This is a genomic window from Paenalcaligenes hermetiae (genome assembly GCF_039543645.1).
GTDB classification, from domain to species: Bacteria; Pseudomonadota; Gammaproteobacteria; order Burkholderiales; family Burkholderiaceae_B; genus Paenalcaligenes; species Paenalcaligenes hermetiae.
This window is the reverse complement of the sequence record NZ_BAABKD010000009.1, coordinates 18,390-31,627: the sequence shown is the minus strand read 5'-3', so window position 1 is coordinate 31,627 and position 13,238 is coordinate 18,390. Positions and strand designations below refer to the sequence as shown.

Annotated in this window: 13 protein-coding genes; 6 read left to right on the top strand and 7 right to left on the bottom strand. The window is 46.6% G+C overall.

What is annotated here, in order from left to right:
* Nucleotides 1-286: 286 nt before the first annotated feature.
* The 3 genes from ABD980_RS05860 to ABD980_RS05850 are packed head-to-tail and all read left to right on the top strand — an operon-like array spanning nt 287 to nt 2,773.
* A complete protein-coding gene (locus ABD980_RS05860) occupies nt 287-1,297 on the top strand; it encodes a methionine ABC transporter ATP-binding protein (RefSeq protein WP_345370310.1) in 1,011 nt (336 codons plus the stop codon).
* Nucleotides 1,294-1,959: a methionine ABC transporter permease gene (locus ABD980_RS05855; RefSeq protein WP_260649262.1), complete on the top strand. Its 666-nt coding sequence runs from the start codon at nt 1,294-1,296 to the stop codon at nt 1,957-1,959. Before ABD980_RS05860 ends, ABD980_RS05855 begins: the two co-directional genes overlap by 4 nt.
* Nucleotides 1,960-1,990: 31 nt before the next feature.
* Nucleotides 1,991-2,773 carry a MetQ/NlpA family ABC transporter substrate-binding protein gene (locus ABD980_RS05850; protein WP_260649261.1) on the top strand — a complete coding sequence of 261 codons (783 nt, stop codon included), beginning with the start codon at nt 1,991-1,993 and terminating at the stop codon, nt 2,771-2,773.
* Nucleotides 2,774-2,836: 63 nt separating this feature from the next.
* On the opposite strand, the gene ABD980_RS05845 is transcribed toward ABD980_RS05850, so the two are convergent.
* The 3 genes from ABD980_RS05845 to ABD980_RS05835 form a co-directional block, all read right to left on the bottom strand.
* Nucleotides 2,837-3,532, bottom strand: a complete 696-nt coding sequence (locus ABD980_RS05845) for a DUF6776 family protein (protein ID WP_300648051.1) — start codon at nt 3,530-3,532, stop codon at nt 2,837-2,839.
* Between the two features lie 86 nt (nt 3,533-3,618).
* Nucleotides 3,619-4,302, bottom strand: a complete 684-nt coding sequence (gene murU / locus ABD980_RS05840; RefSeq protein WP_345370305.1) for an N-acetylmuramate alpha-1-phosphate uridylyltransferase MurU — start codon at nt 4,300-4,302, stop codon at nt 3,619-3,621.
* A 4-nt stretch (nt 4,303-4,306) separates the two neighbouring features.
* Nucleotides 4,307-5,341 carry an aminoglycoside phosphotransferase family protein gene (locus ABD980_RS05835; RefSeq protein WP_345370303.1) on the bottom strand — a complete coding sequence of 345 codons (1,035 nt, stop codon included), beginning with the start codon at nt 5,339-5,341 and terminating at the stop codon, nt 4,307-4,309.
* Between the two features lie 136 nt (nt 5,342-5,477).
* Between ABD980_RS05835 and ABD980_RS05830 the strand changes: the two genes are divergently transcribed.
* The 3 genes from ABD980_RS05830 to rsmA are packed head-to-tail and all read left to right on the top strand — an operon-like array spanning nt 5,478 to nt 10,036.
* Complete coding sequence (locus ABD980_RS05830) at nt 5,478-7,856, top strand: LPS-assembly protein LptD (RefSeq protein ID WP_345370301.1); 2,379 nt, start codon at nt 5,478-5,480, stop codon at nt 7,854-7,856.
* 1 nt (nt 7,857) lies between these two features.
* A complete protein-coding gene (locus ABD980_RS05825) occupies nt 7,858-9,243 on the top strand; it encodes a peptidylprolyl isomerase (RefSeq protein WP_345370299.1) in 1,386 nt (461 codons plus the stop codon).
* A gap of 7 nt (nt 9,244-9,250) precedes the next feature.
* Nucleotides 9,251-10,036, top strand: coding sequence for a 16S rRNA (adenine(1518)-N(6)/adenine(1519)-N(6))-dimethyltransferase RsmA (rsmA, locus tag ABD980_RS05820; protein ID WP_260649247.1), 786 nt, complete (start codon nt 9,251-9,253; stop codon nt 10,034-10,036).
* Here the strand turns inward: rsmA and ABD980_RS05815 are convergent.
* The 4 genes from ABD980_RS05815 to ABD980_RS05800 all read right to left on the bottom strand — a co-directional run bounded on the left by ABD980_RS05815 (nt 10,033) and on the right by ABD980_RS05800 (nt 13,238).
* Complete coding sequence (locus ABD980_RS05815; protein WP_345370297.1) at nt 10,033-11,262, bottom strand: nucleoside recognition domain-containing protein; 1,230 nt, start codon at nt 11,260-11,262, stop codon at nt 10,033-10,035. The two genes, rsmA and ABD980_RS05815, sit on opposite strands and share 4 nt — an antisense overlap.
* A gap of 63 nt (nt 11,263-11,325) precedes the next feature.
* On the bottom strand, nt 11,326-11,721 hold the full coding sequence (gene gloA, locus ABD980_RS05810) for a lactoylglutathione lyase (protein WP_260649245.1): 396 nt from the start codon (nt 11,719-11,721) through the stop codon (nt 11,326-11,328).
* A gap of 10 nt (nt 11,722-11,731) precedes the next feature.
* Entirely contained in the window at nt 11,732-12,523 is a 792-nt protein-coding gene (locus ABD980_RS05805; protein ID WP_345370293.1) for a M48 family metallopeptidase, read from the bottom strand.
* On the bottom strand, nt 12,495-13,238 hold the full coding sequence (locus ABD980_RS05800; protein ID WP_345370291.1) for a lysophospholipid acyltransferase family protein: 744 nt from the start codon (nt 13,236-13,238) through the stop codon (nt 12,495-12,497). Before ABD980_RS05800 ends, ABD980_RS05805 begins: the two co-directional genes overlap by 29 nt.

Below are 13,238 nucleotides of genomic sequence, written 5' to 3'. Positions count from 1 at the left end.
TACAGGTAATGTCAAGCAAGCGTCACACAGAGTACGAGTCACTACCATTTGCATAACACAGATCCTCCTAGAGAAAATGAATAGATGTAAATAGCTTAACGAATTATTTTGTGCAAATAAGAATCCCAAAGAGATTTACTCATTTTTGTACATGATTTGTTGTTTTTAAGGATTGGAACGAGGCAAAATAGGGTTTTATTTTTTTTAGTACGGTTTTTTTATCGGTATTGACGAAAGTATTTAGTTAATCCATTTTTCGCAGACATCGCGACATAAGGTGTATCCCTTGATACGTTTAGAACATATCAATAAAAACTATGTCTCAGGCACCAAAACAGTGGTGGCTTTGGACGATATTAATTTACAGATTCAAGCGGGAGAGGTTTTTGGCATTATTGGACGCTCAGGTGCCGGAAAAAGCACCTTGATTCGCATGCTGAATCTCTTAGAACGACCCAGCAGTGGACGAGTTTGGTTACAGGATCAGGACATTAGTACTTTAGCCGAGCCCCAACTACGCCAAGTACGTCAAAAAATTGGGATGGTGTTCCAGCATTTCAATTTGTTGCAGATGCGTACCGTGTTGGATAATGTATGTTTTCCGTTACGGCTAGCAGGGCTAACGCGTGCGCAACAAAAAGCACGGGCATTAGAGGTGTTAGAGCTTGTGGGGTTGCAAGATCATGTGCATAAATATCCACGCCAGCTTTCAGGTGGGCAACAGCAGCGTGTAGGGATTGCGCGAGCATTAGCGAATCACCCTCAGCTACTGCTTTGCGATGAGGCTACTTCAGCTTTAGACCCTGAAACGACGCAGTCTATTTTGCGGTTGCTGGCACAAATCAACCAGGATTTAGGGCTAACGATCGTGCTAATTACGCATAGTATGGATGTGATTCGACGCATTTGTGATCGGGTGGCGGTGATTGATGCGGGGAAGCTTGTGGAGCAGGGAGAGGTATTAGATGTGTTCCTACATCCACAACATGCGGTCACACAGTCTTTGCTGTCTGAAAGTGGGGTAGAGGCCGAAGGGTGGCAGGATATGGCGGCCGAAGTGCAAGGGCGGTTATTGCGTTTGAGTTTTACCGGCTCATCGACAGCGACTCCCTTATTAAGTCAAATTAGTCGTGATTACCAGCTAGATTTAAGCATTTTGCAGGGAGCAGTCAGTCGTATTAAAGATGTGCCTTATGGGCAGTTAGTTGTAGCGGCTAACGGTGATTTATCCCGATGGTCACAGGTTGAAACCCTATTAGCCCAACAAGGCGTTGATTGCGAGGTATTACGTCCATGAGCTTTGATAATCTTGATTGGCCCCTAATTCTTGAAGCCACCCTTGATACGTTGTTGATGACAGGGTTTTCGCTCCTGTTTACGGTTTTAATTGGTCTGCCCTTAGGTGTGATTTTGTTTCTTACTGCCAAAGGGCAGCTTTTAGAAAACCGGGTTACGTATCAGTCATTATCATTGGTTGTGAATGTCTTACGCTCGGTGCCATTTTTAATTTTATTGATCGTGATGATTCCGTTAACGCGTGTTTTAGCCGGAACGTCTTTAGGTGTACAAGGATCAATACCGCCTTTAGTAGCAAGTGCGGCGCCTTTTTTTGCGCGCTTGGTAGAAAATGTACTGCGTGAGCTTGATCCAGGCGTTTCTGAAGCTTGTCGCGCGATGGGGGCTAATTCACGACAAACCGTACTCATGGCTTTATTGCCAGAGGCTACAACAGGGATTTTAGCTGCAATTGTGGTCACGGCGATTACCCTAGTAGGTTATTCAGCGATGTCGGGCGTTATCGGTGGTGGGGGCTTGGGGGATCTTGCGCTACGCTTTGGGTATCAGCGTTACCAAAGCGATGTGATGTTAGTTACTGTGTTGATCTTAGTTGTTTTAGTGCAATTGCTTCAAATGTTTGGTGATAAGCTAGCTGCTATGATTCATAGTAAGACACAATAATTCATTCGATTTACTTTTAGGAGCACCATTCATGAAAAAATTGATTCCCGCTTTTGCCCTATCGCTGGCTGCGTTAGCGGTTGGTTCAGCCCATGCGGGTAAACTGACTGTGGCTGCCACCCCCGTACCACATGCGGAGCTGCTCGAGTTTGTGAAGCCGACGCTTGCGGAACAAGGGGTAGAGCTTGATATTAAGGTATTTACCGACTATGTACAGCCCAATGCTCAGGTGGCTGATGGGCATTTGGATGTGAACTTTTTCCAGCACAAGCCCTATTTAGATACTTTTAATAAAGAACATAAAACCGAGCTGGTTTCTATTGGCTTGGTGCATGTAGAGCCCTTTGGTGCTTATTCGAAAAAAATCAAAGCGCTATCTGAATTAAAAGACGGGGCTTTGGTGGCATTGCCTAATGATCCTTCTAATGGTGCTCGTGCTTTGCTGTTATTACAACAGCAAGGGCTGATTGAGCTAAAAGACCCTGAGAATATTTTGGCTACCTCGCGGGATATTGTAAAAAATCCCAAAAAGCTCAAATTTAAAGAGCTAGAGGCAGCTACTTTGCCGCGCGTACTAGCAGATGTGGATTTGGCGTTGATTAATACCAACTATGCGTTAGAAGCGGGATTAAATCCATTAAATGATGCCCTATTTATCGAGGGTGCTGATTCGCCTTATGCCAACATTGTGGCCACCACAGCGGATAAAGTGGATAATGAGGATGTGAAAAAGCTCATGCAGGCATTGCATTCTGATGCGGTGCGTCAGCAGATTACAGAGCAGTACAAAGGCGCAATTGTGCCGGCATTCTAAGTAGCCAATCATAGTAAAAAAGCCATCGTAATGACGATGGCTTTTTTATTGATTCAGCCGTGACTAGCGTACGTTAATAATTCGCATAGCCGCTGCTTTTTGGCTGCCCTCAGGGAAGACTTGGATGGTAATTTGACGTGCAGTCATACCAGAGGGCAGCTCTACAGAGCCTTGTGCATGTAGATAATGCCCAAACTCTACGGCAACCGGCTCTAAGTCTATATGGCCGGTACGTCCGTTGGGGTAACGTCCCATAACATTAAATTTCATTGTGCCTTTGAATGTAGATGCTTTTTCATCGTCTTGCATTAGCAAAACGTTATAGTCTAGCTCGGCACTATTGTTTTTAAATTCGGCTGCGCGTATACCGGGAGAGGTGCCACGCGGATCGGCCGGGATAGCACGGGCAAATAAGGCAAGGTCTCGCTCTAGGGCTGCCACAATACTGTCATGACGCTCCAGCTTATCTTTGATAGTGGCGACTTGGCTCAGGCTATCATCGCGCTCACGCTCAGCAAGAGTAATTTGTGACTGCAAGCGCTGATTTTCTGCTTTTACACTATTAAGCTCATCATGTAGCTGTTGTGACTGTTCGACCGTGAGCATAGGTGGGCCATAGCTTTTTTGAACAAAAAGTAAACCTCCCGCACCTAAGACCATGCCGGTAATCATTAACACTAACCAACGAGGGATACGACGTTTGCGTCGGGTGTAGCCATAGGCGGTGGGTTTAAATACGGGTCGTTTGGAACCTAGCATGGGGCAAATTGTTCCTGTAAAGATTGGAAGAAATAAGATCAATGCAAAAATGCCGAGCGGCTGCCAGAAATCATAGCCTGTTCAAGCTAATGAGCCAAGCTTTGTTCTATTTGTTGCAATCTTTCCGGTGTGCCTACATCTTGCCATTGTCCTTGATAAAGGCTACCGAGAACTTTTTGCTGTTGAATGGCTTGATGGAGAGGTTCACGTAATGGCGTAGGCACCTCTGCATTTACTTGATCAAAAAACCGTGGGCTAAATACACCCATACCGCTATAGGTATAGCTGGATGTCGAGGTTTTAGACTGTATGTACCCATGTGCTAGGTCAAAATCGCCCTCGCGGTGATGCGAAGGGTTAGGGACAAGCAATAAGTGCGCTAGCGCCTGCTGTTGGTGTAAGCGTTGAGCTAAATAGGGTGCGACGCGACAATCCCAGTCCGTCCATACATCCGCGCTGATGACAAGAAAAGGGTGTTCACCCAGTAAAGGTAACGCTTTTTTTATGCCGGCAGCGGTTTCTAGAGCAGTGGGTTCAGCAGAGTATTGGATGTGTACACCAAAACGGCTGCCATCGCCTAAATAGGCCTCTATTTGCTCACCTAGCCAAGCGTGGTTAATCACAATATTAGTAATCTCTGCCTGGGCTAAACGTAAAAGATGCCACTCGATTAAGGCTTTGCCGCCAACTTTTAATAAGGGTTTGGGGGTATGGTCAGTAAGTGGGCGCATCCGTGCGCCCCGACCAGCCGCTAAAATCATAGCTCGCATGGTATTAAATAGTCATTCCTAATACGGTTTGTTTGTTTTCTAAGCGGTCAAAGAGGCGACGTAACGCATTGAATTCGTCATAACGAATAAAGACTTGACGCAAATACTGACAAACGCGTGGGATATGATCCAAATAGTGGTGTTTTTGATCACGCAAAGAAAGGCGGCTAAATACACCTAATATACGCAAATTGCGTTGTACGCTCATCCATTCATACGCTCGGTGAAACTCTGCAAAGTCTTCAGCGATAGCTAGGCCGGCATGGTGAGCGGCTTGCCAATAGCGAATTGCCCAATCTAATTGCTGTTCCTCATCCCAGCTATAGCGAGCATCCATTACTAGGGAGGCGATATCATAGGTGATAGGGCCGATGACGGCATCCTGAAAGTCAATGACGCCAGGCCGTAGGGATGCATCTGTAGGCATCATGAGATTAGGTGAATGAAAGTCCCGATGCACTAAAACCTGGCCGTGCTGTACATTATCTTGGACTAGACGCTTAAATAGTGTGTCTAGGCTTTGTTTTTCTGTATCGCTTAGCTCGGTTTTGCAATAACCTTTGATATACCATTGCTCAAATAGCTGCAGCTCTTCTAACATACGGTTGGCATCATAAACCGGCAAGCCAGTAGGATCTGCGTGCTGCATACGTACTAGCTCCTTAATAGTGAGACGGTAGAGAGCTTGTAACGCACTTGCGTCCATAGGGGACTGTAGCGTTTGGTAGAAGTTTTGCGTGCCCAAATCGCTTAGTAGCATAAAACCCAAGTCTAGGTCATAGGTGAGTATGTCGGGCACTCGTACGCCAACATTAGCTAGGCGTGCTTGTATATCAATAAAGGCAGCGTTATTTTCCTGGCTTGGTGGTGCATCCATAATAATATATGAGGCATCCGCGTGGGAAACTCGGAAATAACGTCTAAAGCTCGCGTCGCTTGAGGCTGGCTGTAGCTGCTGAGGATCAATTTGATAAGTTGGTGCTAATGTGGCGAGCCAATGTTTGAGTTGTTGTTGACGTAGGACTGCAGGATCTTGCATAAATAAAAGACTCTAAGCTAATAAATTTTAACGGTTTAGGTGCCGCGATACGCTCGGCTTCACTATAATAGCGATTTGTGATGCTAAATAGGTATCAAAGATACATAGCGAATCATTTTCTAAGGACACAAACGTTGTGCGATCAGGTTGGTACACCCTTATGATTTTAGCGGGTTTAGTCGTAAATAATACGCTAAAACCGGCTTTGGCTTCAGAACCGCATGTTCCTCGACTAAAGGCGGCCTCGCATTTGCAGGTGCAGTCTTTGGCTGAGGACGACATGACTGTATTTTTTACGGGTGATGTACTTGAGCGCACAGAAAATGGAACTGTTTTACTGAAAGGGGATGCTCAAGTCCGTCGTGTTGATTCGATTGCTAAAGGCGAAAAAATCGAATATCACCCTAACTCTGGTGATTTACGAATCCGAGGTCAAGGCAAGCTCCTTCGCGAGGGCAGCTTAATTCAAAGTGAGCATATTGACTACAACATCCAAAATGAAACGGGTGCGATACAAAGCCCTCGCTTCGTATTTGGGGGATCCGGGGGCTCAGGTTCGGCGGAGCAGGCTGATTTACTATCTAAAAATCACTTGCGTATGAAAACCGTGGAATACACGGGTTGTCCGTGTCCTGCCCCTTCATGGTTTATACGCGCCCCACAAGTCGATTTATATAATGATAAAAATACGGGGGTAGCTAAACATGGGGTGTTGTATTTTAAAAATGCTCCTATTTTATACTCGCCCTATTTGGCTTTTCCCCTACGAGAGGAGCGCAAAAGCGGTTTTTTAGTGCCATCCTATGGGTATTCATCGAATAGTGGTTTAGAGTTTTCCATTCCTTATTATTTTAATATTGCCCCAAATTACGATGCTACGTTAACACCGCGCGTCTTAAGTAAACGAGGGGTACAGCTGCAAGGAGAGTTCCGTTATCTAGGCAAGCGGCATCAGGGTCAGCTCACGGGCTCCTATTTAGCCAATGATAATAAAACGGATACAGATCGTTGGTACTTTGCCGCGGAACATCAGCATCATATTGGGGGGGGTGTCGGCTTTGCTTATAACTATCGTCGGGTTTCAGATGACGATTATTTCCGAGACTTATCCACTTTTGGGATTAACCAAGCCTCGGTGACAGAGCTATTAAGTAATGCTCGTTTTACCTGGAGCGGAGCTAAATATTTTAATGCGGCCTTATCGGTTTCTAAATACCAGACGCTGCAGGACGCAGAAAGAAGGTATCGTCGCCCTGAATACGATCGGTTGCCGCAGCTTAGGTTGACTGGGAAACGATATAACTGGGGCGGTTTCGATGTGCAGACCGAAAATCAGGCGACTCGTTTTGTAATGCCTTATTACTCGGGGAGTGTCAATAAGTTTGATGCCTATAGGCGTACTCGCTTAGCACCAAATAGCACACGAATATCCTCTTATACAACAGTGGCTTATCCTATTGTGCGCCCGGGTTGGTATGTCACTCCTAAATTTGGCTTGCACTTAAGTCATTATGATACGGACTGGAAATCTGTTAATAATGTGGCTCAGCGCAACTTAGCTCGTAACGTTGGGCGTGTGGTGCCGATATCTTCTCTGGATATGGGGATGACATTTGAGCGTGATACGCGGCTTTTTGGGATTGACTCGATCCAAACACTAGAGCCACGGCTGTATTATTTATATGTTCCTTATCGGGATCAAAACGATATTCCAAATTTAGATACCAGCGTCGCTACATTCAACTTTTCTCAAGCCTTTAGCGAGAATATTTATAGTGGTGGTTGGGATCGTATTGCCAATGCTAACCAGTTAACTATGGGGCTTTCTACTCGTTGGTTAGATAGTGATACGGGATTTGAGCGAGTACGCTTAGAGGCCGCACAGCGTTTTCACTTTACTAACCAGAAGGTATTCTTGCATAATTTTACAGCACATGAATATCCCCCAGAGCGCACACGTTCTGACTATTTGTTTGGTGCTTATGCTGCGCTCACTGATCAGTTTCATGTACGTTTTGATGCACAGCTTAACCCCGAATCCCGTGATCGAAACCGTATGAGCGCAGGGGTACGCTGGCAGCCTAAACGTCTAGCAACGATAGCGGCTTCTTATCGTTATGAGCGAGATCCTCGCGCCTTTGATAACCCTCAATACCAATTTGTTAATAACGATGAGCGAACCAAAGAGCAGATTTCTTTAACCACGCAGTGGCCATTGTCAAATAAACTGTATGGTTTAGGTAGGGTTGATTACTCTATTCAAGAAAAACGCAGTACGCAGACGATTTTTGGATTGGAGTATAAGGGTGACTGTTGCTGGACGGGGCGTTTTGTGCTCCAGCGCTATGCTGTCTCCGCCCAAAAAAGTAACAGTGCTGTATTTTTACAGTTAGAACTCTCTGGTTTAGGTTCTATTGGGACAAATCCAATGAGCCTATTGCGAGAGCGTATTGTAGGCTATAAGCCTGTAACGCCATCCATCCCAGAAAAAACCGTTTTTGAGAGGTACGAATAATATGCAGTTACAGCAATTAACGCGCCAAGTCGTGTTTTGTTTAATGACTATTGGCGGCGTTGCCAATGTAGAGCTTGCTATGGCGCAGCCCCTTACCGACTCCCAGGGTTATGTGGATGGAATTGCAGCGGTAGTTAACCAAGATGTCATCACTTTGCGTCAGGTCAATGCCGAGGTCGCAGAAGTGACAAAAAATCTGCGTGCGCAAAAAATTCCAGTTCCCGACGAGGAAATCTTACAGCGTCAGGTTTTGCAACGGTTGATCGATGAGCGCTTATTACGCCAAGAAGCGTTACATATGGGGTTTAACCCAGACCAAATTGATCCCTTAGAAGCGGCGGAGCTGATCGCAAATCGTAATCAGATGTCCTTAGCTCAATTGCGTCAGGAGATTGAAAAGGGCGGCTTACAATGGGAAACTTATTTGCGAAGCTTGCGCCAGGAAGTCTTAATAGATCGTATTCGCCAGCAAGTCATTGACCCCCGGATTAGTATTTCTGACTCAGAGATTGATGCGTTATTAAAAAGCCAAGGTATTGATCCGGCTTCGACCAAACAACCAGCACAGGCGAATGAAATCCTCGAGGTGGCACAGATACTCGTGCGTGTACCCGAGGGGGCAAGTCAAGCTACACAAGCAGAGCTTAAACAAAAAGCGGAATCATTATTACGTCAGGTGCGATCAGGGGCTGATTTTGCTGGTGTAGCGGCAGCCTCTTCTGATGGTCCGGAAGCATTGCAGGGTGGTGTGCTGGGAGCAAGGCCTTTAGAGGGATGGCCGGATGTATTTGCGTCAGCACTAAAAGATACGGCCACAGGTCAGGTAACAGACGTGGTGCGCAGTGGGGCAGGCTATCATATTTTAAAAGTGCTTAATCGCTCTCAAGCGGGCAATGCGCAATCGGCAGAGGCAGATTTCTTAGTAACCCAAACGCGGGCTAGTCATATTTTGATTAAATTTAATCAGATAACAAGCGATGAGCAGGCTAAAGAGCGCATTGATCAAATTGCTTATCGTTTACGTAATGGTGAAAATTTTGAGGAGCTCGCTCGCGCCTATTCCGAAGATGCTTCTGCTCCGCAAGGGGGGAGTTTAGGCTGGTTGAATCCAGGGGAAACGGTACCGGCATTTGAGCAGGCTATGGATGCTTTGGCGGTAGGGCAGGTTAGCGCGCCCATTCGTTCACAGTTTGGTTGGCACATTATTCGCGTTGATGAGCGCCGTGACCGTAACGTTGGTAATGAGTTCCGACGTATGCAGGCTCGCCAAATGTTACATCAACAGCGCGTAGAGCCCGCTTTTGATGACTGGCTTAGCCAAATTCGTAGCCAAGCCTATATTGATAATCGTTTAGATCCTGAGCTAAGCTCAGGGCGTCGCAAATAGGATTTACATGCAACATCATCAGGCGCGTAAGCGCTTTGGACAAAATTTTTTGCACGATGAGGGGGTTATCCACCAAATTGTGCGTGCGATTGATCCCCAACCAACAGACAAACTGATTGAAATTGGGCCTGGGATGTCTGCGTTAACGCAGCCATTAACACAGGCAGTAGATCAGCTTACTGTGATTGAAATCGACCGTGACTTAGTCGCTTTTTTAGAAAGAAAATACCGTCCTGAGCAGCTTCAGATTATTTCCGCGGATGTGCTCACCGTGGACTTTAGTCAGTTTGGCTCGGGCTTACGTATAGTCGGTAATTTGCCCTATAACATCTCGAGCCCTTTGTTGTTTCATTTGATGCAATATGCGGATCAGGTCTTGGATCAGCATTTTATGCTGCAAAAAGAGGTCATTGATCGTATGGTGGCTCAGCCAGGGGATGCCGCTTATGGGCGTTTATCCGTGATGCTGCAGTCTCGATATCGGATGGTTAAACTATTTGATGTAGGGCCAGAGGCCTTTGATCCAGCACCTAAGGTGACATCAGCGGTGGTACGGATGCGACCGTTAAAAGCGGATCGTCTTCAAGCCAAAGATGAGGCGGTGTTTGCCCAAGTGGTAGCCAAAGCCTTTAGTCAGCGACGCAAAATGTTGCGGCGGGTTTTAGCAGACTGGGCCCCCCAGATTAACTGGGAAGCTGTTGGCATTGATCCCACCGCCAGAGCAGAGCAAGTGAGTCTGGCTCAGTACATTGCGCTTAGCGACGCACTGACGCCATTATTAGCAGCACCTTAAGCAAAAAACCAGTAGCTGACAGCGATAGCGGCGCTGATACCGGCAGCGTCGGCAATTAGCGCGCAGGGGATGGCATGCCGAGCGCGTTGGATACCGACCGCACCAAAATACACAGCAAGAACATAAAAAGTGGTTTCCGTGCTGCCCTGAAAGGTGGCAGCCAATAAGGCGGCAAAACTGTCCACACCATGGTGCTGCATGGTTTCTATTAATAGCGCCCGAGCCGCACCACCAGAAAATGGCTTCATCAGAGCTGTGGGCAGAGCATCAACAAAACGGTTATCCACGCCTAGGCTATCCACTACCCAACGAATCCCGCTAAGTGCTATTTCTAAGGCGCCTGAAGCTCGTAATAGGCCAATAGCACAGAGCATGGCCAGCAAATAAGGCAGTAGATTTTTGGCTACCTCAAAGCCTTCTTTGGCGCCCTCTATAAACTGGTCATATAAGGCCAGTTTTTTACGCCAACCAGCCCATAAAAAGAGAGCAATGACCCCTAATAAGCTCAGGTTGCCGAGTAGGGATGAAAAGTGATTCAGAGCCGCTGCGCTTAGAGTAGCGAGACTGGCAATAAATAGCCCCAGCAAGAGTAGCAGCGAGCCCAACCAGAGTAAGAGTATTGGATCGCCTAGGCGTATGCGTTGTACCAGAGCGACGGCGAGCAGCCCAGCTAAGGAAGAGGCGGTTGTCGCTAATAAAATGGGTAAAAAAACCAAGGTGGGATCGGCAGCGCCCTGCTGTAGCCTATACATAAAAATACTAATAGGCAATAAGGTGAGCGAGGACGTATTTAAGACCAAAAATAGGATTTGAGCATTTGTTGCTGTTTTAGGATCTGGGTTCAGCTCTTGCAGGGCACGCATGGCGCGTAACCCAATTGGGGTGGCGGCATTATCTAAGCCTAGCCCATTAGCAGCAAAGTTTAGGGTGATTAAACCCAGAGCGGGATGTCCTGCTGGAACGCCTGGCATTAAGCGTGTAAATAGGGGGGTAAGCCAGCGAGCGAGCTTTTCAATAAGACCGGCTTTTTCTGCGATGCGTAAGAAACCAAGCCATAAGCTAAGGGTGCCAAAAAGTACAATCATAATTTGTACAGATAGCTCAGCCATAGCAAATAAACTTTGCACCATTTGGCTAAAAATATCGGCTTGGCCTAGTATGAGCCAATGATATAGCCCACTGCTGGCAGCAACCACAAAAAACAACACCCAAAGGGTATTTAACATAATGACTTTATCCCAAATAAAAAGCGGGCAGTAGCCCGCTTACTGTATCCCGTAAGGTGAGCTTTAGTCTTCGCGCCCTTTAGCTTGAATTAGCTCGATTTTATAACCATCGGGGTCTTCGACAAAAGCAATTACGGTGTTGCCATGCTTCATTGGGCCTGCTTCACGGACGACCTTACCGCCCTTGGCTTTAATCGTCTCACAGGCTTGGTAGGCATCTTCGACCTCTAGAGCAATATGACCATAACCATTACCTAAGTCATAGCTGTCCGTATCCCAGTTATGGGTCAGCTCAAGTACAGCCGTTTCGCTTTCTTCACCATAACCAACAAAAGCCAGGGTGAACTTACCATCGGGATAATCTTTTTGGCGTAAGAGTTTCATACCCAAAACATTGGTATAAAAGTCCAGAGAACGCTGTAGGTCACCTACGCGCAGCATGGTGTGCAAAATACGCATAATCATTCCTTTATTCAAATAAGGGTAGGCTCGCAGGGTCAAACTGCTTGAGCTGTTGCCGTGCCGTGTAAAACGTAGGCAAAAGGCGCTCGACCTCTTGCCAAAAGGCAGGGCTGTGATTCATTTCTTTTAAGTGAGCCACCTCGTGGGCGATCACATAATCAATAATAGCAGGTGCAAAGTGAATCAAACGCCAATTTAACATGATATTGCCTTGGCTAGAGCAAGAACCCCAGCGCTTTGCTGGGCTGCCTAGACGCCATTGGTTAAAGCGTGTCTGATAACCACTTTTTTCTAAAAAGTACGATAAACGTATCGCAAAATCCCGTTTGGCTTGTTGTTGGAGCCAGCTATGACAAAGGTCTTGGATACGCTGACTATCTGCGTCAGGGGGTAAATGCAAGCAGAGACGATCTTCATGGGAGGGCTGATTAAGCTCCCCCGCATACACCGACTGTTTTAATAGCGGGTTGAGCTGAAGCGTAATGGTGACGCCAAGATAGGGAAGTTGCCCCCCCTCTTGCCAGACCGTATGACTCATTGCTTGTTGTTGCAAACGTTTGAGCCGTTCTTCGAGTTTGCTAAATATCCATGTGGCTTTGGTGTCTAAAGCTTGTTGAATATGTTGGCTGGTGGCCCAGTGGGGGGCAGTGAGAATCAAGCCTTCATCACTGATGCGTAAACCAATGCTTTTACGACGAGAGCGTTTAAGCATATAGCTTAAGGGACGCTCTAAAACCGTGGTGTTCTTCCACTGGGTTCCAGGGGGAAGTTTAGCGGGCTTGAGAAGCTGGTAGCTCATAACGTTCTGGATTTAAACGTTGCATTTCGGATTCGATCCAATGCTCTACATCTTGATTGACTTCGTTCACAGTACGCCCTGCTGTGGGGATTAAGGGGCCAATAGAAACGGTAATGAGCCCAGGTTTTTTGAGAAACTTTCCTTTGGGCCAGTATTCCCCTGCATTATGTGCGATTGGAATAACAGGAACTTGGCATTGTGTGGCCAAGGCCGCACCACCATGCTTATAGCGTACACGTTTACCGGGTGGGACACGGGTGCCCTCTGGGAACAATAAGGGCCAGCGTCCTTCATTAAGACGTAATTGTCCCGTGGTCACCACCTGCTCAAATGCATCGCGTCCCTTAGAGCGATCTATAGGGATCATATTTAAAAGAGCGAGCCCCCAACCAAAAAATGGAATGCGGTTTAGTTCTTTTTTGTAGACAAAACATACATCACGAGGCAGGTGTACGGTAAAGAAAAAGGTTTCCCAAGCGGATTGGTGTTTAGATAATATGACAGCAGGACCATCTGGTAAGTGCTCTTTTCCAATGATTTGCCATCGTATGCCTAAAATGACTTTTGCTGCCCAGATCACCATGCGGGGCCATCCAGTAGTGAGTTTATAGCGCCAGCGTAAGGGTAGAGGAGCCCAGAGTATGCAAGCAAACGCATAGGGGATGACGGTGATAATCAAAAAAAGCTGGAATAAAAAAGCGCGTAAATACAGCAT